This window comes from Microcoleus sp. MON2_D5 (assembly GCF_036701905.1).
Lineage (GTDB): Bacteria > Cyanobacteriota > Cyanobacteriia > Cyanobacteriales > Microcoleaceae > Microcoleus.
Genome location: NZ_JAUBRM010000087.1, coordinates 1 through 24,530, shown reverse-complemented (window position 1 = coordinate 24,530; position 24,530 = coordinate 1). Strand labels below are relative to the sequence as shown.

At 47.7% G+C, this 24,530-nt stretch carries 15 protein-coding genes; 9 read left to right on the top strand and 6 right to left on the bottom strand.

Going from position 1 to position 24,530, the window contains the following annotated elements; translation table 11 throughout:
- The first annotated feature begins 20 nt into the window (after window positions 1-20).
- Window positions 21-467 carry a hypothetical protein gene (locus tag QUA47_RS24915; protein WP_333432731.1) on the top strand — a complete coding sequence of 149 codons (447 nt, stop codon included), beginning with the start codon at window positions 21-23 and terminating at the stop codon, window positions 465-467.
- Between the two features lie 259 nt (window positions 468-726).
- Here the strand turns inward: QUA47_RS24915 and QUA47_RS24910 are convergent, their stop codons facing one another.
- Window positions 727-1,680 (bottom strand): SH3 domain-containing protein, encoded by a 954-nt coding sequence (locus QUA47_RS24910; RefSeq protein ID WP_333432730.1) that lies wholly within the window; start codon window positions 1,678-1,680, stop codon window positions 727-729.
- A gap of 368 nt (window positions 1,681-2,048) precedes the next feature.
- Window positions 2,049-2,222, bottom strand: coding sequence for a hypothetical protein (locus QUA47_RS24905; RefSeq protein ID WP_190663843.1), 174 nt, complete (start codon window positions 2,220-2,222; stop codon window positions 2,049-2,051).
- 717 nt (window positions 2,223-2,939) lie between these two features.
- On the opposite strand from QUA47_RS24905, the gene QUA47_RS24900 reads away from it, so the two are divergent.
- Window positions 2,940-3,821: a glycerol acyltransferase gene (locus QUA47_RS24900; protein WP_333432729.1), complete on the top strand. Its 882-nt coding sequence runs from the start codon at window positions 2,940-2,942 to the stop codon at window positions 3,819-3,821.
- Between the two features lie 386 nt (window positions 3,822-4,207).
- Here the strand turns inward: QUA47_RS24900 and QUA47_RS24895 are convergent, their stop codons facing one another.
- A complete protein-coding gene (locus QUA47_RS24895) occupies window positions 4,208-5,593 on the bottom strand; it encodes a 2-polyprenyl-6-methoxyphenol hydroxylase-like oxidoreductase (protein ID WP_333432728.1) in 1,386 nt (461 codons plus the stop codon).
- A gap of 399 nt (window positions 5,594-5,992) precedes the next feature.
- On the opposite strand from QUA47_RS24895, the gene QUA47_RS24890 reads away from it, so the two are divergent.
- Both QUA47_RS24890 and QUA47_RS24885 read left to right on the top strand, forming a co-directional pair.
- Entirely contained in the window at window positions 5,993-9,103 is a 3,111-nt protein-coding gene (locus QUA47_RS24890) for an MFS transporter (protein ID WP_333405048.1), read from the top strand.
- Between the two features lie 1,005 nt (window positions 9,104-10,108).
- Window positions 10,109-14,668, top strand: coding sequence for a response regulator (locus QUA47_RS24885; protein WP_333432727.1), 4,560 nt, complete (start codon window positions 10,109-10,111; stop codon window positions 14,666-14,668).
- 130 nt (window positions 14,669-14,798) lie between these two features.
- On the opposite strand, the gene QUA47_RS24880 is transcribed toward QUA47_RS24885, so the two are convergent.
- Complete coding sequence (locus QUA47_RS24880) at window positions 14,799-16,460, bottom strand: glycosyltransferase family 39 protein (RefSeq protein ID WP_333432726.1); 1,662 nt, start codon at window positions 16,458-16,460, stop codon at window positions 14,799-14,801.
- 74 nt (window positions 16,461-16,534) lie between these two features.
- On the opposite strand from QUA47_RS24880, the gene QUA47_RS24875 reads away from it, so the two are divergent.
- The 3 genes from QUA47_RS24875 (at window position 16,535) to QUA47_RS24865 (ending at window position 22,812) form a co-directional block, all read left to right on the top strand.
- A complete protein-coding gene (locus tag QUA47_RS24875; RefSeq protein WP_333432725.1) occupies window positions 16,535-18,022 on the top strand; it encodes a hypothetical protein in 1,488 nt (495 codons plus the stop codon).
- A gap of 356 nt (window positions 18,023-18,378) precedes the next feature.
- Window positions 18,379-18,783, top strand: coding sequence for a hypothetical protein (locus QUA47_RS24870; RefSeq protein ID WP_333432724.1), 405 nt, complete (start codon window positions 18,379-18,381; stop codon window positions 18,781-18,783).
- Window positions 18,784-19,521: 738 nt separating this feature from the next.
- Window positions 19,522-22,812, top strand: a complete 3,291-nt coding sequence (locus QUA47_RS24865; protein ID WP_333432723.1) for a DUF4347 domain-containing protein — start codon at window positions 19,522-19,524, stop codon at window positions 22,810-22,812.
- Between the two features lie 292 nt (window positions 22,813-23,104).
- Here QUA47_RS24865 and QUA47_RS24860 read toward each other — a convergent pair whose 3' ends face one another.
- Window positions 23,105-23,461 (bottom strand): hypothetical protein, encoded by a 357-nt coding sequence (locus tag QUA47_RS24860; RefSeq protein ID WP_333432722.1) that lies wholly within the window; start codon window positions 23,459-23,461, stop codon window positions 23,105-23,107.
- A 123-nt stretch (window positions 23,462-23,584) separates the two neighbouring features.
- Between QUA47_RS24860 and QUA47_RS24855 the strand changes: the two genes are divergently transcribed.
- Window positions 23,585-23,821, top strand: coding sequence for a hypothetical protein (locus QUA47_RS24855; RefSeq protein WP_333432721.1), 237 nt, complete (start codon window positions 23,585-23,587; stop codon window positions 23,819-23,821).
- Complete coding sequence (locus QUA47_RS24850) at window positions 23,781-24,215, top strand: discoidin domain-containing protein (protein ID WP_333432720.1); 435 nt, start codon at window positions 23,781-23,783, stop codon at window positions 24,213-24,215. Before QUA47_RS24855 ends, QUA47_RS24850 begins: the two co-directional genes overlap by 41 nt.
- Window positions 24,216-24,317: 102 nt before the next feature.
- Here QUA47_RS24850 and QUA47_RS24845 read toward each other — a convergent pair.
- On the bottom strand, window positions 24,318-24,530 hold a 213-nt coding region (locus QUA47_RS24845; RefSeq protein WP_333432719.1), incomplete at its 5' end, for a phytanoyl-CoA dioxygenase family protein.

Here is a 24,530-nt window from a genome sequence, read left to right as displayed (position 1 = left end):
TGAATATTCTTTAACTCTGCTTGAATATATCCCTCGCTCCTGTTCTTAGTTTGCGCTCGATTATTCAGCAAGCCCTAGCTATTTTCGCCTGCACCCAAATTCCCATCGCAGCAATGGGGCAGGCCGCAGCCCGATCGAACTACGAAGCAATTAACGCTAAACAGTTCCTTGCCGATCGCAAAATTACCGTCTCCAACCCCAAAGAGATCGCAGCAAAACTCTTTAGCAGTGACCAAGAATCTGAAGGCAGAAAAAGCGACCAAATATCAGTTGAATATCCCACGCGAGAAACAGCCGTAATTGTCCAAACCGTGGTCGGTTTAGCTGACGATTCTGTTGCCGGAATGCGGCACCGCATCGAACTCAGACTCAGGCAAAATAAGTGGGAAATTGTCTGGATTGGCCGACAATCCAAGTGTCAACCAAATCGCGGACACCAAGATTGGGCAAGCGGCCGCTGTCAGTAGAAAGGTCGATCGGCTTTTTGCTTAAATTCATTCATCCCGCGTGCGTTGCGAGCAACCAAGCTAGGACTTGACGCTACTCACGAAAAACACAGGCACAGAAAGATTCGCTACCGCTGCTTCCCGATAGAAATAAGTTATTCATTCGTAAGCCACAGAAGCAGTCTGGGCTCGGCGTTGTTTCCTGCCTGCGCCACAATCTTAAAACTATTTTTGGTGTCGATCGCTCTTTTAGTCAAAAAGAGCGATCGAATTCAGAAGTTTACTTGCACATGATCAAATTTCCAGCCGAGATGAATCCGGCCACAGGGGCTGAAATCTCAACCCAATTGCGGTCTTCTCCATTCTTATCTCTCACTAACTGGAAGTTCGGCACAAGCGTTACTTGACCGTTAGCAGCTACGCCACCTTTAACCGCAGCAGTCTTTGAAGGCTCGGTGCGGATAGCTAGACCCCTCGGCGCTACGCGAGGTTCTACTTGGCGGCACAGACTTACGGGACCCGTTGCAGGTGCTGGTGCTGGTGCTGGTGCTGGCGCTGGTGCTGGTGCTGGTGCTGGTGCTGGTGCTGGTGCTGGTGCTGGTGCTGGTGCTGGTGCTGGTGCTGGTGCTGGCGCTGGTGCTGGCGCTGGTGCAGGTGCTGGTGCTGGTGTCGCAGCAGGTGCAGGTGCTGGTGTCGCAGCAGGTGCAGGACTTGGACTCGGTGCTGGCGCTGGTGCAGGTGCCGGTGCTGGTGTCGCTGCCGGTGCTGGTGCCGGTGCCGGTGCTGGACTAGGGGAAGGAGTTTGACTAATTGTGCTGGCTGTCGTGCACGAACCTAAATTAGCCTCATTGTTGGGGTATCCGCTAGCTACATACCCTTTTACGGGAGCGGTAATTGGAATCCAGAGGCGGCCGTCGGAGGCTTTAACAGAAGTAGCGCCTTGGGACAGCGTTACCTGAGTGTTAAGTGGTACACCGCCAACTCTAGGGGATTTGGGGTCTGGGTTCTGGCGAACGGTCAAACCTTCTTTGGGAGTGACTTTGCGGCAACTGTTGCCAGCTTGGGCTATTTGAAAGGTGGCGCTATCTTCAAATGAACTATTTTCAGCATCCTGACGGGCAGTGGATGTTGATGGGGTGGCAACATTTGCCGCATTTGCTTGCAAACTTCCGGCTGCGATCGCGATCGCGCCCAGCAATGCAGCGGGTTTGTTCCAGTAACTCAAGTTTTTCATCCGTTCAACTCCTCATCTGATCAAAACTATTATCTTTATTGCAGGTCAATATAGCAAAAAAATCGATTTGTCTTCCAGGAAAAAGCTCTACATAACATTTTTTATGGCTGTAAGTCAAGTTTTATCTATATAATTTATTTTTTTCTGAGAGTTAAGCCCACACAAATTAAGCTGCTGCGCCTATAAATTGCTCGTTATGGCAGAGCGGGGGAGGGGGACAAGACGAGAGAGGGAAAGCGGGGAGAGTGAGGGAGTGGGAAAGTCAACAGTCAAAAGTTAACTGTTAACTATTTAAATGGGTGAGAGTTTACTAGGAATGCAAGTCATTTCTTGTCGGTCAAGATCTTGTCAGGTGTTCCTTAAACCATTTAGCTGCCAGTTGTTGCAGTTGAGTAATATTTTTCTGCATTTCCGGTGAATTCTTGGCAGCTTCGAGAGCGAGATGGTGCTTGAGATGCTCCAAGATTCTGAGTGACAGGCGATTGGTGCGATCGACCCCATCGTCCTAGTCGGGTGCCACAAGCCACATACAGTTCTTCCATCTCGCTGACATAACTCCACTGTCGATCGCACCTTACTTAAAATTGCGGCAAACAGCGCAAATCGCTAACATTGACCCGATGGGTGGCCTCAATTTGATAAAATCTTCCAAAACGGAAACCCATCGGCTTTAGGCAGGGTTGTGTTTTTGTGGCTAAAGCCGCCGCGCGATCTGCCAAGGACAGTTGCTGTAGCTGTTTCCAAACAGTTTTGTTCCTGTGGAGACATTTCCATTAAGGATTCTAGTCGCCGCAACGCCGACTTGTAGTTCCTCGACTTGAGGTGCCCTTGGTTCTGGTTCTTAAGTAAGGAAGTTGGATGGTTTCTTTATATTTACTCGCTGACGCTTTACTTTGCCTGCTGCGGTTCGATCGCCTGTCTGTTTAAAGATACAAGGGGCAGGTTGAGCCAACAAAATAGACAACCAGCATAAAACCTCCGAACAAAACCAGCCCGCTAAAATCAGAAACCAAATATTGGTGCAATTTCTGATTTAATTATATTGATATAGCAACCGCGCTCGACGGTTAGGACGTTTTTTATTGCTGAAACTAACGAGGTAGGTTCCTTCTGAAGGAGAGCATATTAATGAGAGTAAAAATCATTTTTTTTAGGGCGATCGGGAAGCTCACACGCACAAGAAGAGTAAAAGCACAACTGAGATTCTCTCTTCTTCCTTCTCTCCTAGATAGCTCAAGCTTTCTTCCTCCTGCTATACAATGACCAAAGCGTTAAATATTTTTGCAGTGACCAAAACTACTAACAAAAAAGACGGAAAATCCTCTAAATATCCCTTGGACGGTCTATCTTTAGACGATCGCAATCCCGACTTCATTCAGCTTTTGTTGCCAATCTGGGAATGGCTGTACCGCTACTATTTTCGCGTACAAAGCGACGGCTGGCACCACGTACCAGCGAGCGGAAAAATGCTCGTTGTCGGTTCTCACAACGGGGGAATCGCCGTTCCAGATATGTTTATGTTCCTCTACGAATGGTTCCGCAGGTACGGCACGGAACGCTTGGCATACGGATTGATGCACCCGACGGTTTGGCAAGTTTCTCCTGATATTGCTAGCATGGCGGTTCAGTGTGGCGCGCTCAAGGCGCATCCGAAAATGGCGATCGCAGCTTTGCGAAAAAATGCCCCTGTTCTCGTCTATCCGGGCGGCGCCCAAGATGTTTTTCGCCCCCATCATTTGCGCCATCAAATCTACTTTGCCGGACGCAAGGGATTTATCAAATTAGCATTGCGAGAAGAAGCGCCAATTATACCAATAATATCCCACGGCGCCCACGATACTTTGATAGTTTTGGGAGATTTGTACGAACAAGTTAAGCAATTGCATGAATGGGGGATGCCGTGGTTGTTGGGCATCGATCCGGTGGTATTTCCGGTGTATTTAGGATTGCCTTGGGGACTGGGTATTGGACCTTTGCCGAACCTGCCTTTACCCGTGCAAATTCGGACTCGCGTCTGCAAACCGATTGTATTTGAGAAGTACGGTTCGGAGGCGGCGCGCGATCGCGATTATGTTGATGCTTGTTTCGATCGAGTTACCGCCCAAATGCAAGAACAATTAGATTGTTTGGTGGGCAATTGAGAATTGGACAAGTCTATATTAGTCTAGGATGCAGAAACCGATTTTTTTTACCACACTATAGCGTAAAACGCCAGGGATATGGGTAAAAAATCCGGTTTCTTGAGTTTTGTAGCTAAGTCCTAACTACAAATAATTTGTGCAATAAATTATTAAATTTATTTCACAAAGGGACAAGAGGGGTACGAAATTGGATTTTACCCATCTTCTTACGTGAAATACCAGAAAACCGCAGTCAAAAAAATAACGCTTTTTATCATCCAGGTTCGAGCAGACATAATATCAGCTTAAATAAACGTAGATGAAAATAGTTTCATTTGCGTTTATCTCCATTCATCGGTACTGAAAAAATAGAATTGGCAAAAATAACCTGATTCTGTATAAACTCTTTATCTTAATTCGGCCTTCTGCCGAACGGCGACTAATTGCCCGATCGCCTTAAGCGCAATACTGGGAGAAAAAAGTACAGCCGGCGACTCAATCATGTGTAGAACTTCCAAAAATGCTTGACAAACTTTAGCATCTCCGACCAGCACTTTTAACACCAGATCCATGTAATCAATTGTCAGCCTTGTAGCGAGGTTTAGTTTTGCACCTTCACTTCCCGGATAGCGAGAATCCTGACTGATGGCAAATATCCAGGGAATAGTGTGTATTTTTGCTAGTTTTTGTTGAAATTGTCGTGCAAAGCCTGTTAAATCGCCTTCTGGATACCGCTTTCTTTGCTTTTGCAAACATTCATCTAGCATCTGAGCATCTAGTGCAGCAACGGTCATTCCCTGTCCGTATATCGGGTTAAAAGCGCAAACTGCATGACCGATAATTATTAAGTTTTCAGGGTAACGAGGGAGCCGCTCGTAGTGGCGCAAACGGTTTTCTGTACCTCGATAACTATAAACAGGTGTTATCGCTTCTGCGTCTTTAATTGCATCATAAATTGTCGGGGTTGGCAAAGTGCGGGCAAATTCTAGAAAACCTGCTTCGTCTGCGGGCGGATAATCGCGATCGCCCCCGATGAGAATCACCAGCCAGCGATTGCCTTCGATCGGAAAAATTGCACCGCCACGGGTGCGAAATGGCGGTGCGGTTGACACAAATACTGGCGCAGTGTCTGACAATTTACCGCTGCCTTCATAGATGCGGCTGGCATAGCCGACAAAAGCATTGATAGCGGTTTCTTGCGGAGGTTCATAGCCCAAACTTTTCAACCATTGAGGTGTTTTGGAAACTTTGCCGCCAGCATCGACTACTAAATCTGCATACAAATTTTCTGCATGGATGTTACCCGGGTTTTGGCGATCGCGAAAACGCACCGACACGCCAGCAACTTCCGTGCATGAGGCATTCGCCAGCAACCCCGTTACTGTGCCTCCTTCGAGGAAATGCACGTTCGTATTTTCAGCCAACCGGCGGCGAATTTGCCAATCCAGTAAATCCCGACTGAACATAATTAAATCATTTAGATCCGGGCTAAATTGCGGGGCCCAACCCGCCGGACTAAACCACCCGATCGACTTCGGATTTAACCTAGGAGCACCAGCAGCTACCAGTTCGTTTTCCAAGCCGGGAAACAACTCTTCTAGGATGCTTTTCCCCCGATTTAAAAGGATGTGAAGATGACGGGATTGAGGAATACCGGGGCGAGGTGCGGGTTGTTCAGGAAAAAAATCTCGTTCAACAATACTTACTCGGTCGAAGTGTTTTGCTAATACTCTAGAGGCCAACAGTCCTGCTAAACTGCCGCCAATAATAATTGCATGACTTTCTCGCTGCACTATAGAATTCCTTGAAAGCTAATTTGCTATGGCCTTGGTTGATGAATTGTGAACAATTTGTCGGGGCTTCTGTGCCGACTCTTAATATCGATCGACCAAAGATTTTCCTCTGCCCTTATTTTAATCCGACTTACCATTACTACCATCTATCTCGGATGCGCCGCAGCGCACCTGACTCATACCTGAGAACTAACAACTTCACAACTGCCAATTTACATAGCACAAATATTTCTAAAGTGACAGCCGGCCGCAGACATATTTCTAGACTTCCAACTGTAGGGGGATGCTTTAGCTCGTCAATAAGGCGATGCTTGCCATTGGGGGCATGAGTCTAAAACTATACATTGGTTAACTTGCGCCAATGAGCGCGCGCACCCACTCCTTAACGAGGAATATACTATGTATCAAAATTTGCCAATAAATCCACAACTGTATAACATCGGGTTCTGGCTGGCCCAAGTGCCAGTAGAGCAGACTACTACAAACACAGAAGACGCAGCACTCCTCTATTCCGGGCCGCAATTTTTTATCGCCTTGATAGCTGGAGTGGTACTCGCCTGCGCTTTCCAACTATTGCTAACAAATTTATCAGTAGCCGCGGGCCTTTCGTACATGGGACAATCCCACGACGACGACGGTCACCACTCGGATAGCGGCAGCTCCCCAGTCCGCCACATCGGCCGAAAGGTAGGTACTTGGACGCTAGTCACCGTCACCATTGCCCTATTCTTTGCTTGCTTGCTAGCTGTTAAGCTCAGCTTGATTAGCAGTCCCGGTTTAGGTGCGATCGTCGGTTTAGTCGTGTGGGCTACCTATTTCTCAATGCTTGTTTGGGTGAGTTCCACCACCGTCGGTTCCCTGATCGGTTCCGTCGTCAACACCGCCACATCAGGTTTTCAAGCGATTGTCGGCACCGCAGCCTCGGCCATCGGCGCAAAAGCAGCCAGCAACCAAGTAGTCGCCACCGCGAAAGCAGCAGCAGCAGCAGTGGGCCATGAACTGGGTAGCGCGATCGACCCCACAAGCTTGCGGGAAAACGTCGAAGACTACATCCAAAGCCTCAAACCGCCAGAATTAGACATCAAAGGGATGCGTAGCGAGTTTGAAAAATTGCTCAACGATCCCCAACTAAAAACCATTGCAACCGAAAATTTGCCGAATCTCGATCGGCAAACTCTCGTAGATTTAGTAAGTTCGCGATCGGACTTATCAAAACGCGATGTAAACCGGATTGTAGACCAACTTCAAGATGCTTGGAAACAAGTAGGAAAACAAGGGCAGCAATCAGACGGCATCGCCCAATTAGTAGACTATCTCAAATCTGCCAAATCGGGAGATTTGGTCTCAGATAAATTGGCAAGTAGGGTAGAAAAAGTCCTCAGCAATCTGGGCGGTAATCTGGGCGGTCAAAATTCTGGACAAAGCCCGACCATGATGTCCCAAGCAACGACAATGGCAGTCAATGCTTTAATGGGAATAGTATTGGGTCGCACGGATATTTCTGACTTGGATGTTGAAAAAGTAGTGGGTCAGCTCAAAGAAGCTAAAGACAAAGTTACCCAGCAAACTGATAAAATTAACGCTCAAGTCAAAGGCGAACCCGTAACTTACAGCCCAATTCGTGCCGACGTAGAAAACTACCTACTCAACACTTATTCGTGGCAGATGAACCCCCAAGCCATCGAGCGCGAATTTCGGGACGTTCTCTACGATCCTACGGCCGATCCAGGAACTGTGCGCCGCGAATTAGAAAAACTAAAACAGTCTAATTTTGCCGAAATCCTGGCTAGTAGAGGTGTTTTTACCCAAGACAAAATTAAACAAATTTCCCAGGAATTAGAAGCAATTAGACAGCGCGTTTTACAAACCGTAATCTTTGCTGAGGAGCAAGAAAAATCTCGCGATTTGCAGTGGCGACTGGAAACTTATTTGAAACTGACGCCGAAAGAAGAACTGACAGCAGCAGGTATCGGGAGGGATTTCAAAAAAATCTTAGAGGATTCCGACGCTAGTTACGAACAGTTGCGCGATCGGCTTTCTCCTTACACCCGCGACAGTTTTGTGCAAATTCTCCGAGGTCGCGAAAACTTCGGATTCCAGGAAGTAGAACAGATTGTTCAAGAGTTGGAAAGGACGCGAGATGTAGTTTTAGCAGATGCTAAAGGTCTGCAAGAAGCAGCGCAAGCCCGACTAGACAATCAGTGGCAAAGAATACAAGAATACTTGAAGTCTACGGGTAAAGAAGAACTCAATCCCGAAGGCATCAAGCGCGATTTGAAAACGCTGCTGGACAACCCGGAAGCGGGAATGTGGGCGCTGAGAGCTAGAGCTTCTAAGTTCGATCGCCAAACTTTGGTAAAATTGCTATCTCAGCGGAAAGACCTCAGCGAAGACCAAGTAAATCAGCTTCTCGACAGCACCGAAGAAACTTGGCACAGCGCGCTGCATGCGCCACAAAAGTTGGCAGAAAAAGCTAAGGATCAGTACGACAATACCACCACCGCCCTTGCAGATTACCTCCGCAATACTGGCAAATCAGAACTCAATCCTGAAGGGATTCAGCGGGATTTGACAAAACTGCTGGAAAATCCCAAAGAAGGAGCTTTAGCGCTGCGGGGTCGCCTGTCTCAAGTCGATCGCGATACTTTGGTAAAACTGCTTTCTCAGAGACAAGATTTGAGTGAGGAACAAGTCAATCAAATTATCAACCAAGTGCAGGAAACCCTGGGCTCGATTGTGAAAGCGCCGCGCCGTTTGGCAAAGCGGATGCAAAGCCAAGTGCAGGATTTTCAGAGTGTTTTACAAGATTATTTGCGTAATACAGGCAAGGATGAATTAAATCCCGACGCCATCAAGCGCGACTTGCAACTGCTGCTGCATGACCCGAAAGTCGGCGCTTACAGTTTGGGCGAGCGCTTGTCGCACATCGATCGAGCTACAGTTGTTTCTCTGCTGTCTCAGCGGCCGGATATTTCTGAAGCAGAAGCCAATCGCATTGTCGATGGAATTTTGTCGGTGCGTGACGAGTTCGCAATGCAAATTCAGAAAATACAAGAGGGTATTCAGTCGGTAATTGACGGGGTTCTCGGAAAAATTCGGGATTACCTCAATTCGCTCGATCGCCCTGAACTCAACTACGAAGGCATTACGCGGGACGTGCGGAAGTTATTTGACGATCCGCAAGCCGGATTTGACGCTTTGCGCGATCGGCTGGGTCATTTCAACCGCGATACTTTAGTAGCACTAATGAGTTCCCGCGAGGACATTTCCGAAGCAGATGCCAACCGCTTGATCGACCAAATTGAAAGAAGCCGCAACAGCGTTTTGCAAAGAGCAGAACGCTTGCAGCAAGAGGCGCAGCTTCGCCTCGAAAGCATCAAACTGCAAGCCGAAAAACAAGCCGAAGAAACCCGGAAAGCAGCAGAAGTTGCCTCTTGGTGGCTGTTTTTCACCGCTCTTTCTTCGGCCGCAGCAGCAGCAGGCGCCGGTGCTTTAGCCGTCATCCGGTAAAAAAGACTCAAGTTGCGATCGGATTGCAAATAGTGCCTGAGATCAGTTTCTACCGATCTCAGGCACTAATGTTAGTAAAGGATTTGAGCGGGGAGTGGGAACTGGTTCGTATTAATTTGTTGGTACTGTTGAATAATGTTATGGGTAAACCCGTCTACCCGTTTGTTGAGGATTGTGCAAACTGTGAATTTATAAATCTTAATTAGCAGTTTTGATTAATTCAAAATAGAAAAGTAAAAAACTTATTTTTGTGATTGTTGTATATTTTATTTTAGGATGTAATAAATGAAAACTCGCCGGATATTCTTAACCTCTGCTATAACAATTTTTGCAGGCGGTTCAAGCTTCTAGGCTGGATAGGCTTTTGGGCTTATTCCCCTACTCCTGCAACGATTGCTATTCAACGACAAAAATTAAAACAGCTATGGGAATGAGAACCTTTTGGCAGGCCCAACTCGCCGCGCCAGTCCGCTCTCTCCTCAATATTTTTAGGTACAATAATAGTGAGGGTTCTCAACCCAGCACGCCTGTTCTACCAACCGCCCACCGGGAGCATCTGAATATTTGTAAAAATATTTGTAAAAATACTTCTTCTGGCTGCTTGCTTCTTCCTCTTTCCTTCTGCCTCCTGCCTCCTGCCTCAAAACTCCAATTTCTTCTAGCTTGGCTGTGAAAAAGTTAGATGCTCCCCCGCCCGCCTCCCTGGCTGCGTCAGTATCAAACGCGAACTGTTTTGAGTTCGATCGCCCGTTTCCTTTGAAGATGCCGATCGTCAGGTTATAACTTGTAGGTCATAGGTTGTGCATAATAGGGAACTAAAGCTGTGAAAATACTACACTGACTGTGGGGGGCAACATACCGGATACCTTGGAAATACCAAGGGCTTTACCAAGTCACCCCAGAACAGTCCAAACACGCAGGCCCTGCGATCGCCAATGCTAAACAACCTACGTCTCAAACCTCTCCTGGCTAGTTGCCTAGTAGCACCGTGAGGAGGGCGACGCCATGCAACTCCGAAAAAAAACACTATTAATCATCGGTGCAGCGCTGATCAGCCTGATTGTGGTTCTCTATGCCACTGCATCAACTATTTTGCTGCATGATTTTCACAACCTGGAGGCACAGTACGTCCGCCAGGATGTCGCACGGGCTTTGGACGCATTAGATGATGACTTGTCGAATTTAGACACCAGCGCCCAAGATTACGCCGAGTGGGACGATACTTACTCTTTCGTCGAAACACGGAACGAAAATTTTGTCAAGTCAAATTTCGTCGATTCGACATTTATTTACTTGAGACTAAACTTATTGGTGCTGCTGGACTCCAACGGTAAGACGATCTTCAGCAAAGGTTTCGACCTTAAATCCCAAACCGAAATCCCGATTCCCGAAAGCTTAAAACAGCACTTGACCGAGGCGCTGCTCGACTCACCGACAGTCTATGGCGATCGCCCCGCCGCCAAAACAGGCGTCCTCACCCTGCCCGAAGCCACGCTGCTGATTGCTTCAAAGCCGATCTTTAACAGCAACGCCCAAGGCCCGCCGCGCGGGACGCTGATCGTGGGACGCTATCTCGACAGCAGCGAAATCGGTTTGCTTTCAAAACTAACTCACCTGTCAGTAGATTTTAGATTGCCGAGTTTGGATTTTAAAGTCGGAGCCACGAACTACTCCGCGCACGGCGCCAAGGCCATGGCTCCATCCAGGCAGGATTTGGAAAATCTCAAACTCAAAATTTCCCACCTCAAATCAGTAGAAATTTTAGTCGAGCCACTCAGCGACACCTTCGTCGCAGGATACGCCCTGATTCGCGACATCCACGGCAACCTAGCGTTGCTGCTGCGGGTAGAGACAGATCGCATCATCTCCCGCCAAGGTCAGGCTACCTTGGAGCTGTTTACCTTATCAATACTGGCAGTAGGTTTAATATTTAGCGGGATCACCCTGCTGTTGCTAGAAAACTTAGTCTTGGCGAGATTGGCTTCCTTGAGCACCAGCGTCAGCAACATCGCAGCCAACGGCGACCCAAGCTTGAGAGTTCATATGGCCGGAGCAGATGAACTCTCAAGCTTGGCCGACGCCATTAACCGAATGCTAGAAGCATTGGGCAATTCTCAACTCGAACGTAATGAAAGCGAAGACCGCTATCGGTTGATGGCCGAAAACTCAACCGACATGATCACCAGACACGATCCCAAAGGCGTGTTTGTTTACGTCTCCCCAGCCAGCCGGGCTTTGCTGGGATACGAACCTTCGGAACTCATCGGCCGCGTCCCCAACGATTATTTTCACCCCGACGATTTAGAAACCATTGCCAAAGCTCACTGGAAAGTCCTGGCGCTCCCAGTTACTTACACCGTCAGCTACCGCATCCGCCGCAAAGACGGCAAATACATTTGGTTTGAAACCACCGGCCGCACGATCAGCGATCCCCAAACCGGCGAAGTCCAAGAAATTATCGGCATTTCCCGCGACATCAGCGTGCGGAAGCAAACAGAACAAGAACTGCGAGAAAGCGAAGCTGCAATAAAAGCGTTGTACCAAGTGACTTCGGCTCCTCGTACAGACCCGCTCAACCACCTCTCTACCTTTGATTTGCGCCTCCAAGAACTGCTGGCAATGGGATGCCGGCATTTAGGTCTGTCCGTGGGAATTTTGTCCCGCATTCAAGGCGACAACTATCAAATAATGGCTGTTGAGTGTCCCGACGGGTCGATCGTCAAAGAACAAATCTACGATCTGGAAAAAACCTTCTGCGTGGCTACGGCAATGGCAAAAGAACCGATTTACTTTGAATCGGTAAGATTTTCGGGTTTTTCCTTCAACAGGGACGATCGAGCCTTCCCCATCGAAGCTTACATGGGCATTCCCGTCACGGTGGGAGGTGAAGTTTACGGCACTCTGTGCTTTTTTTCTCCGACTCCTGTGACAGAACCGTTCCGAGTTGTAGACAGAGAGTTGGTGAAACTGATGGCTCAGTGGGTGGGAAGCGAACTCGAACGCCAGCAAACCGACGTAGATTTGGCAAAAGCTCGCGATCAAGCACTGGCGGCTACTAGAGCCAAAAGCGAATTTTTAGCCACCATGAGCCACGAAATTCGCACTCCGATGAATGGAGTCATCGGCATGACCGGTTTGCTGTTGGATACCCCCTTAACTCGCGAACAGCGCGATTTTGTAGAAACTATCCGCAGCAGCGGCGATGCCTTGCTGACGCTGATCAACGATATTCTAGATTTCTCGAAAATTGAGTCGGGCAAATTGGACTTGGAGGAACATCCGTTTGACATCCGCACTTGCATTGAGGAATCTCTAGACTTGGTAGCTGCCAAGGCCGCAGAAAAAAAACTGGAAGTGGGTTACTTGATCGATCGTACAGTACCGGCAACGGCGATCGGCGATAGCACCCGCTTGAGGCAAATTTTAATCAACTTGCTCAGTAATGCGGTTAAATTTACCGAAGCTGGAGAAGTAGTGGTTGCGGTGACTGCCAAAAAGATTTCAGTGTCAGCGGCTAACGCTAAAGAACCGCCCGCAATTAATGGCGAACCGGTAGTAATTAACCCAGCATACGAAATACATTTTGCGGTCAAAGATACCGGTATCGGCATTCCGAGCGATCGCATGGATCGGCTATTTAAATCTTTCAGCCAGGTTGATTCTTCAACGAGCAGGCAGTACGGCGGTACCGGATTGGGTTTGGCAATTAGCAAGCGTTTGGCCGAAATGATGGGCGGCCGGATGTGGGTGGAAAGTATGGGTAGTGTCGCGGGCAATCCTCCTGCCGATTTTAGATCGTCGGCAGTTTTTGATTTGGGATGGGCAGAATCTTGCGAAATTGCCGAAAAATACGCCTCTGGCAAATCTGTACTCAGCAACAAGCCGCTCGGCCAAAATACGAAATCCGTTGGCTCTACTTTTTATTTCAGTACGATCGTTTCTGCCTGCAACAGTTGCTTACCAGTTAGCTTGAGCAATTCTCAACCTGAATTAGCTGGCAAGCGAGTCTTAATTGTCGATGACAATGCTACCAACCGCAGAATTTTGACTCTCCAAGCTCAGTCTTGGGGAATGGTGGCTAGGGCTTCAGCTTCGGCTCATTTGGCTTTAGATTGGCTGGCTGCTAAAGAGATGTTTGACTTGGCAGTTTTGGATATGCAAATGCCGGAAATGGACGGGTTAGCTTTAGCGGCGCAAATTCGCCGGTATCCTGATTGCGAAAAGTTGCCGTTAGTGATGCTAACTTCGATCGGCAGGCAAGAAATTAACTCTCCTGCTATGGAGATGGATTTTGCTGCTTTTTTGAATAAACCCATCAAACAATCTCAGCTTTACAATGTTTTAATCAATATTTTTGGAGAACAGACAACTGAATTTAAAGGGCAGCGCACTAGCGGGCCTTTCTTGCAAAGCATACCCGTGCTGGCTGAGGACTTACCCCTGCGGATTCTGTTGGCTGACGATCATTTGGTGAATCAGAAGGTGGCTTTGCAAATTTTACAGCGGATGGGGTATCGCGCGGATGTGGCGGGAAACGGTATCGAAGTGCTCGAAGCTTTGCGCCGCCAGCCTTACGATGTCGTGCTGATGGATGTGCAAATGCCGGAAATGGACGGACTGGAAACTACCCGCCGCATCCGCGAGCAATTTTCAGCAGATTTAACTTTAGAAAATCACACGGGAGAATCAGAAATTTCCGTAACAAATGAGCAATCTAATAATCTAGACTCGACCAAAAATCCCACGGAAGGATCGAAAGTTTTCGCAACAGATGAGCAATCTAATAATCGAAAATCCAGAATCCAAAATCCAAAATTGACTGAGGAGGAATCTAACAATCGAAAATCGAAAATCGAAAATCGAAAATCGACGAGACCTTGGATTGTGGCGATGACGGCAAATGCGATGCAGGGCGATCGCGAAGAGTGTATGGCTGCGGGGATGGACGACTATTTGAGCAAGCCGATCGCCATTGACCAGTTGGTGCGAGCTTTGATCGGGTGTAAATCTCGATCGAACTCCGCATTCGATCGCCTGCAGCCGATCGTTTGTTTGGATGCCCCGGCGGAACAGATCGCAGGAACGAGTGAATTAGAAGTGCGATCGAATGTGGCTGTTGCAGGAAATCCACAACTGACAATTCCCAATTCGCCCGCACTCGACGATCGCGGTGCATCAAATCTCGATCGGGCTTTGTCACAGAGCCACGATTCCCTGAGTGCCAAGATTATAGAGGGACTGCGAGAAGTGGAAGCTTTGGACGAGGCGATCGAGATTTACCTCGAAACAGCTCCCGAACTGCTGCAAGGCATCTCTATGGCCCTGAGCAACGCCGATCCGCTGGCTTTGCGGCGATCGGCTCACTCTTTGAAGTCGATTAGCGGTACTCTCGGTGCTTTTCGCTTGTTTGAGCTGTGCGAGGAACTCGAAATCATGGGCCGCATGGGAACAAATGCTAACCAGCCTTTACCTGATCCGGCCTGCGCGCTTTTAGAACAGGTTGAGGCAGAGTATCAAAGAGTCGAAACGGCGTTAAAAATAGAAATGCAGTCTGTTGATTGTTAGCGGTTAGAGCCTGTCCGATTGATTTCTCATAAATTCAAGTCCCCTCCGGGTAAGGCTGTCAATCTGAAGCAACATTAGACAATCGAAAGTTGTCTCACCCACTCTAAGGAGGGGACTGTTAACTATTAACTTACTTTTTAGTTACCAAAACCCAATCGTCGGCAGTTTTGACAATCTCAGCATTCTGCAAACCTAAATGTTTTAAAACTGGTTTTTCTAACAGAAAATAAGGTTGAGGAAGAGTTTGCCATTTCTGTTTGAGCGTCGGCGCGTCGGCCACAATAACTTGGCGTTGACTGTAAAAATTCAGCGAGGGACGGCCCAAGCGGTGAGAAGTAAACACTTGTTGACCCGCCGGAGTTCCTGTGCGGACAATTTCGGCGATCGGCTTAACGGGATAATCCTCCGCCAGTTCCCAAACCCAGTTATCTGAAGCCACCAATACCAACAGCGTCAGGTAAGTGCCCCAAATTAAAACTAATATAAACTGCCGGTCTTTGCGGTGCAGCAACACGGCCGCCATTGTCATTGTCAAAGCTACAACCATCAGCATTAACTGCAAATCACGCTCGGGAGGCATAATTTGTCCCCCGAGCCGTACCCAGCCACTGAAGTACACGCAACCGACGACAGCAACTACACCCAGCATTGCCAAAATCGCGGGATGAGGCAACAAAGAAATAGCATCAAAACGTTCTTCTGCTTCCTCTTGGACCGGCTCTGGCGGGAGCCACAGTTGCTCCCAAACTTCAGCGATATAACTGCCAACGGCAAGAGCAAAAGCTGGATAAATTGGCAAAACATACCACGGCAATTTAGTAGTCATCACAGAAATAGCCAGCAGATATACTCCAGTCCAAACCAATACTAATTTTGGCCCGGGAAAACTGCGATTTTCCCAACTCAGACGCAGCCCTTGCAGCCAAAATAACTGCCAGGGCCAAGCTAATTTTAAAATTTCTAAAAGATAATACCAAGGCGGGCCTCTGTGACTGCTCACAGGTTCCGAAATGCGCCGGAAAGATTCGTTAACTAAATTAGTGTGGATGAAATATTGGCCGTAGTGCAGCCATTGGGCAAAATACCAAGCAGCTACTGGCAAAGTTCCGATCGCCAATCCGCCCCAAAGATACCCAGAAGTGAGGAGTCGCGGGGTATCCCAAACCAAAAAAATACAGCCCACAGCAGCCAGCAGCAGCCCCAACATGACGCCCTTAGTGAGGCAAATGAGTCCGAACCCAATCCCCGCGCCCAAAGCGTAGCGCAAGTCGCGGCGCGATCGTAGCAAACACCACATCGCCGCCAGCAAAAAACACAAAACCGCTCCATCCAACATCGCCAAACGTCCGTGCCGCACCACCGGTAACAGCGTCAGATAAACGAAGGCAGAAAAAATGGCGATCGACCGTCTCGGAAACAACTCCCTGCCAATGGCGTAAAGCAGGGGCACTGAAGTCGCCGTCAGCATCGCCGGTACCAACCTCGCCGTCAATTCGCTGACACCGCCTGCTGCAAAACACAGCCCGATTAGCCAGTGTACCAGCGGCGGTTTGTTGACATAAGGCATAGAGTCGATCGTCGGATACAGCCAATTTAAGTTGCCGCGCCAAATTTCGCGGCTTACCTGCGCTGCAATGCCTTCATCCCAATCCCGCAAAGCCACGCCGCCCAGATTCAGCCCGAAAATCAGCACTGCAGCCAACAGAAAAGCCAGCATCCACACTTTGTCTGTAAAGCTGTCATTCCAGCGATTTTTCGGTTTGCGGCCCAGGAATGGAAAGATTTCTGACATAAGTTAAGAGAGTCTTGAGCGTCCCAAACTGAAGGTAAACTTAGACAGCAGTTATTTGCGACTAGGAAAATACCATGAACTTGCCTGTAATTATAGATATTATCATTGGCTTAGTCTTTATCTACCTGACTTTAAGCTTGCTAGCTTCGGAAATTCAGGAACTGATTGCTACTGTTTTGCAGTGGCGGGCGGAACATTTAAAGAAGTCGATCGAAGTGCTGATTTCTGGCGGCAGCGAAGGCGCGAAAGATCCCCTGCAATTTAAGCGAGTCGGACAATTGGCCAATTCGATTTACACCAATCCCATGATCAAGGATTTGAATCAGGGCGCGAAAGGGCTTTTATCAGAGGGATTCCGTTCTGTTACGCACCGCATGGGAGATTTTTACCACGGAGTTACGGGGACTAAAAATGTTTTCGGCAATAAATCCAGTGGGCCTTCTTATATTCCAGCCGAGTGTTTTTCTGCTAGCCTTTTGGAGAGTTTAAAGGTTTCTAGTTTGCTCAGATCTATCTCTAAAACCCGATTGGAAAGATTTAAAAATTTACAATTAGCACAAATTCAACAGATTGGACAAAATCTGAGTTTGCCGGATGCTACTAAACCGATTATTGAGCAAGAATTTAGGTGGCTGACTGCGGAGTTCAATCGAGTTGTTGAAGATTATCAAAACAATTTAGCAAGTTTGAACAACAGCTTAGATCGGATGTCGGAAAAGTTAGGATTTTATATTAATGATTCTCAGGTTTATCTACCAGAAACCGAGCTAGCAGGGAGAGAATTTCAGAGGCATATGGCATTTGTCAAGGCTCGTTTTGACAGCAAAATTGAGCGGGTGGCGCTGCTGGGGCAACTGCAACCGAGTTTCAGCAATCTGTTAAATACTGTTAAAAAAAGTCAAGATACGGTAGCAGAAATTATGGATATCAAAGAGGAGAGTCCAATTTATCAACAAATTCAAGAAACCTTGGACAGTATGCCAGAATCTTTGAAACGCAGCCTTTATATTTTAGCGCAGCGCGCTGAAAAAAGCGGCGGAGATACTCAAGAGCAGTTGCAGCGGTTTCAGAAAGAAATTGAAATTTGGTTTGACCAATCGATGGAGCGTGCTTCTGGTGTTTACAAGCGGAATGCCAGAGGGGTAGCGATTTTGCTCGGAACTGCGATTGCTGTCGCTGCTAATGCTGATAGCATTCATATTATTAATCGGTTGTCGAAGGATACGATGTTGCGATCGAATGTTAATTTGTACGCTGAGCAGTTGGTGGCAAACAATGCTAAGACTAAATCAAATAATTTAACCAGTCTGACAAAAGTTCAACAAGATGTCGATCGAGCTTTGGATCAGGTAGCTCTGCCTTTTGGATGGAGCGAACAGAACAGCTTAGAACGAGATAAGCAGGGGAATTTATTGTGGTCGGCTTTGATAATAAAATTGTTTGGTTGGATATTGAGCGGCGTAGCTATTTCTATGGGGGCTGCTTTTTGGTTTGAGGCGCTCAACAAGATTATTAATATTCGCAATTCCGGGAAAAAACCGCCATCTTCCACAGAATCTTGAGCGGTGCAGTTGCGAAGCCAATCAATTAACTGTCTGTCATACCCTTTTAGATTTTAGAGAGGGGAATGACTGAATACTATCGAGGTTTGAAGCACAGGCTTACAGTTGGATTTTTTTTTAAAGTGGTATCACGGATAGGATATGGGATCGATAGGTAATTTCGCGTTTGCCGGAAGTCCGGGAAAACACGCAGAATATAAATTCCGTGCGATCGCGGATGGCAGTGCGGCAGAAATAGGGGAAACTGATAGATAGGTTAAATAAGAATGAGCGAAATAAACAAGGTAGCTGGCAGCTTCTGGCGGTCAGAGTCCAGCGGTTCATCTAGCGCTCAACTCACTTTTGGAGGACGGAATATGTTCACTTCTTTAAGGGAAACGACTCCCGCCTCAGAATACGCAAATCCCCCATCCAAAAGCTTTGTATTCAAGGACTCCAGCATCAATGAAGGTGGATATTTTGTTTCCAGAATTTTGGCTGGGGAATCTGACTGCATCGAGAAATTTACCTCGGCACTTCAAAAATATGCCTCTATCCTTAGAGAAATTGACAAAGTTCGCACAACTTCTGGCGGCCGCTCCGGCAAACTGCAATTAGGCTTTGTTATCCTCAGTTCGGATTACCTCGAACCATACAGAAGTCAATTGCCAAAAGCGCATAGTTCTCTGACTCAAAACAGCGGACTTGGTTCGTGTTATGCCGATCGAGATAGTGATACACTCAGCAACGGCGGTGGGCGCGATCGACTGTTTGCTAATTAAGGAGAGTGATTTAATGGAGGGTGTGGAACGTACCGAGGGCGACTGGACCCGAATGCAATTGTAATTAGAGACGCAGGCGCGATCGCAATCAACGATTTGATCTGACTCAATCTGCAATCATATCAATTCTCGCTGAATAATTTGAATCACGTTTGTAGTGAGGATGGCAGTCCTCACTGTGTCGGTTTAATATTATACCGTTTTGACTGGTAGTAAATGCGACCAAATCTCCTCGTAATAAGTATTTGGGTGTATCGCAAACCTAGCAACTGCAAAGCATATAGAATTATTCAAAATTTACATAATTCAGTTTTACCTTGGATGAAATACAGCTAGGTAAACTGTAGTGCCTTGTGCGTATAAGTAACATATCACACTCCAAGAAAAACTACTAAATATAATTAATATAAGTTATTATGGGGGAAATTACCTCCACCATTTCCGACTACCTGAAATCAGACTACTGTTAGCAAAATAAGGTCGCACAAATTGGATGGTACAACCTAGATTTATTTATTTGAATAGGCGCGATAAATGTTGTAATATATTCCCAGCGGTAGAAGTTTAATTTTCCAAGGTAGTCAAGAGACAACAGGCAAATGCCGCTCCAAATAAATCCCTAAAAATTAAAAAAAAAGAACACTATGTCTCAATTTAGTGTTAAGATATAATCAAATAAGTCTGATGAGGTTACTCTAGGGTGTATCTACTAATAATGCCCTTAATGGAGTCTCCAATATGAGTTCTACGTTCGCTCAAGTTAACTCACAATCTTCTCTTGAAAACCGGCCACTGCGCTCCTTAGTCTTCATTGACTCCGGCGTGGAAGATTACGAGTCAATTACAGCGGGAGTGCTGCCGGGACAGCAGGTAGTAATACTCGATCGCACCAAAAACGGCATCGAACAAATCAGCTCTGAAATTGAACAATACGCCTCTACTAACGGGGCTATTGACTCGGTTCACATTATTTCTCATGGCAGTTCTGGCAGCCTACAATTAGGCAATACCGCTCTGGGTTCAGAGAACATAGAGCAATACAAAAGCCAGTTGGAAAAGTGGCAAACTTCACTAGACCCACAAGCAGACATCATGCTGTACGGCTGCGATGTAGCAGGCGGTACAGGTGCTAATTTCGTCGCTCGATTCAGTGAATTAACCGGGGCTGACGTTGCCGCATCCACCAACACAACCGGCCGCGGCGGCGACTGGAATTTAGAATTTGCTAGGGGTCAAATTGAATCTCCCTTAGCCTTGCAGGCCGATGCGATGGCAAGTTACCAAGGTAATTTAGCTACGATCGTAGTAGCCAACAATAGCGATAGCGGGCCCGGTTCATTAAGGGCTGCGATCGCCACCGCTGTTGCCGGCGATATCATTACCTTCGCTCCAGGTTTAGCCAGCCAAACCATTACCCTCACCAGCGGTCAACTCGATATTCCCGTTGGCAAAAACATCACCATTGACGGCGCCGCCGCACCCGGTTTAACCATCAGTGGCAACAACGCATCCCGCGCCTTTTTTGTCAATGCCAACGTTGCAACTGCTACCACTTTTGCTGTCAAAAACCTGATTATTACTAACGGCAAAACTACGGATCGAGGTGGCGCGATCGGCACAACCGACGAAGTAAACCTCACAGTAGAAAACGTTCAGTTCAACAACAACGTCGCCGATAAAGGCGGTGGCGCAATTTTCGGTAATTTCAACAATACCCTGACTGTTACCAACAGTAAATTCAACGGCAACGTAGCCACCGGAGCTAACGATGAACGGGGTGCAGGTGCGATCGGCTTTTTGAGTTTCAAAACTTTTACAGTCACCAACAGCGACTTCACCAACAACAAAGGAATTAACGGCGGGGCAATTAACAGCCTTCAAGGTAAGCTGACAATTGACAACTCCCGATTCATCGGCAACGATACCACCGCAGCCGTTTACGCAACAGGCCAAGAGAATCCGTTTTTAAGGGGTTTTGGCGGCGCAGTTTACACAGACAGAGCCAGCAATCCGAGCGAAGCTTCCGGCACAATTAAGATTACCAATAGCGTATTTCAAGACAATAAAGGTCGAGGTGAAGGAGGCGCAGCTTATCTGTTCACCGGCAGCCAAGACAAGGTTATTTTGGAAAAGAGCACCTTCCAAAATAACGAAATTCTGGCGCTACCCAACGGTGGAAATCCTGGGAACGGTGGTGGGGTAACGATTTTGAGCGACAGCACCAACCAGGGATTGACCATTACCAACACCACCTTTGCGGGCAACAAAGCCAATAATCAAGGTGGCGGGCTGTGGATGCGAAATGCCCCTACTACGATTACTAACAGTACGTTTTCTGGCAACTCCACGGCGTTTGCTGCTGGTGATTTCAACAAACTCGGCGGTGCAATGACTCTTGGTGCACCCACAACCATTCTCAACACGACGATCGCCGATAATTCAGCAGGCTGGGTTGGTGGAGGTATCTTCGCCGATGCCAATAATGTCACCCTCAAAAACACGATTCTTTCCAACAATACAGCGGCTAATGGAGGAAACCCTTGGGGCATTCAGCAACACGTCACCGCCCAATATAGCGATCAAGGAGGGAATTTTCAGTGGCCGGCCAAAAACCCCAATGACGGAAGCGATTTCAATGCGACGGCAAGTATTACGATCGCAGACCCCTTACTCGGCCCTTTGCAAAACCTCAACGGCGCTTTAGTCAGGCCGCTGCTGATAGGAAGTCCGGCAATTGATAAGGGGATTGCCACCGGCGCACCCACTACGGATCAGCGCGGCGTGACTCGCCCTCAAGATGGCGACACCATTCCAGGTGCGATCGTGGACAGCGGTTCTTTTGAATTGGGAGGTAGTGTCGTCCCAGTGCCAACTCCGACGCCCGCGCCGACTCTTACTGGTTCTTTGGGTCAAGCCAATAATTACAGCAGCGTCAGCGACCTGATCGCACAATGGCCGAATGCCGCACAGAATCAAGGCATCCAACTGTCTGGGATAGCTTTTGATGGCGTGGAAACTGACTACCTTAACCCGAATGTCATCAGCAACCTCACCTTAGCAACGAACGAAAACCCTAAAAGCTGGTTGAGCTACGGCAGTACCGGTGGTATTGGTGTCCCATCCTCTTATGATGGTTGGTTCACCGACGCCAAGAAAAATCGGGCGGAAATCAACCATAACCCCAACACCAATCAATCTCAGGCGCTGAAGGTGAAATGGGCAGATAACCAAGACATCACTAGCACAACGATCGACCTGAGTGGATTGACTCCCAAAACAAGTCCTGGTTTGGGCGATCAAGGCAATGAAGTTGGTTTCCTGCAAATCTTTAATAATGGGGTTCGGGTACCGGCCACCAATTTTAAGATCGCTCGCCTCAACGCTCCGAGCGCTCCAAAACCCATTACTGTGTCTTCAGATGGAGTGACTGTAATTGGCGATCGCACCGATGGCAGTTTCAAATTCCAGATAGTAGGAGATTCCCTCGGCGGCGCTACTTTTGACGAACTGCGGTTCTCCACTAAAGCCTACGATAGCCCCACCGCTGCCTACGTCGCCACCTCCTTCAAAAACGATGGTTCCGACTACCTAGTGCGGAACATTGAATATCAAGGGATTTCTAATGTGACGCCAACTCCGACGCCGGCGCCATCTGACAGTCTCACGGGGTCTATTGATACCGCTGCTGTGCCTCCGACTTCCTTCTATTACGGTTCGCCTCCCGATCCTATTGCTGATGGTGGTTCTGGAGAGTTTACGATTAATCGGACTGGCGATACTTCGGTTTCGGCTTCGATCGACTATTTGATTGTTGCCCCTGCTGGTGGTCAACCTGTGAACAACGTAGACTACAACATTAGTCCATTTGCTGTGAATCCTTCGTCCGGCACGGTGAACTTTAATGCCGGTCAAACTAGCGTTAGTCTGACGATTAACAATCTTCCTGGTTTGACTGGTGGGGTGGTGAATTTGGGCTTTGGCCCAGGTTCGATCGGCGCTCCGGCATCGACTGCAATTACTCTGCTTTAAGGCTGTTAGTAGGGCGAGGAATCCTTGCTCTACTAATATGTCCCGCAAGTAGTTAAATGCTTTGGAGCAACTGCGACTTTGTGGTAGAGGTTGTTCATAAAAACTACATTTCCTTTTATAGTAAACAAGTTGGTTAAAAAGCCTATTCAGTAATCAAATTACCTGAACACCAGCTAGCTTACTTAAAAAACCATAATTCTTTATTTAACTTATTCAATCTTAACCAGAAAGTTAGCTGCACAGATGCTCTAGAAAGCGTAACGATCGCCATTATCAAAACAGAACCGTCGCCTCACACCGAATCATCCATCCATCCGCAAGCCGAACAATCCCAAGGAACAGGCGGCGTTTCATATTGGGGATAAGTCATTTCACACCGGGGGCACCGACCAGTAAACAATGGGTGGGTATCCAGCAGTTCTAGCTGCTGTTCCAAAGTCCACCGCTGCCTCGGTTGCAAGATTAGTTCGCCGTTGTAGTAGGTTGTACCTTCGGGTTCCCACAATTCCTCTGATGCGGCATTAGGGTCTTCTCGAAAGTCGGGGCAAGTGTTGGTGTTGGGGTCCGTCGGATGCACAGCACAGACGAGGTATGGGTTGCGGGCGTAGAGGAGACAGCGATGGCTCCGCCCCGGCTTACGCCTACGCACTCAGGCATTTTGGGCATAGCGGGGGTGTTGAGGTTTTGGTCTGGGTTTAGTTTCCCTCAGAACAGAGGCGAGCGTATCCTTGGATAATACGCCTAATTTGCTGGGGCGATTGTCCCTTCTCAAATGATGAAAAAATCGTGTCCCTGGTTTGCTTCGATCTTCCTCGCTACGGGAGCTGTGGCTGGCTGTTCTCAATCGATTCAACAAGTATCAAACACCCCTACACTTCCACCGCCAGCAGTGGAATCAGCATCTCCAAGCAATATTCCTTCGTCGAAGCCGATATTAGGCATCAACGTAGCTGCTGGCAAACGAGTGATTGCCAGAAACGGAGGGATTACCTATCCTGGCGCTTGCTAATGCTAACGATCCTGCTGATTACCAAACAACAACGAATTATCCAAAACTGGGGCGGTGGGGAAACGGAACCAATCAAGGCACTGGCACCTTTCAAATTGTCGATTTAGGTGCGGTTTATTCACTCAACGGTGTTGGCTACAATATTGATTGGGATGGTGCGTTTAAGAATTCACTAACCTTTCGCGTTGAGGTTTCAACCGATAATAAAACTTGGCGATTAGCTTCTGAGATAGTCCATCCTTACTCTCCAAATACCAGTTTCAATAAACTTGATATTGATGTTGCAATTCCCCCGACTACCGCTCGATATGTCAAGTATTGGGAGCCACCAGACGACCAATGGAATGGTTGGGGGACGTTCCATCAACTCCGGGCTTACTCCCCAAAAAAGTAAGAGGTTCAAGTGTCTTTTAGGATAGCCCAGAGCTGAACTCGGCGCGGTAGCGATGCGCAGCGACTAAACTTAAATTCAAACACACAATACTAAAGTCTTCTTCTAGCAAATCTGACCTTGCTTAGCTGCAGTAGAGTGACCAATAGGGTTACTGCCAACCCACCTTTCATCCACTGGTTCCGATGCCAATTGATAACGGCTGTCCGAGGAGAGTCGAATAGAAGGAGAATGGTTATCTAAACTGGCATGAATGGTAAACATACCAAAAATCAGAACATCTCCAGCCTCGAATTCGGAACTCAACCAACGTCCTCC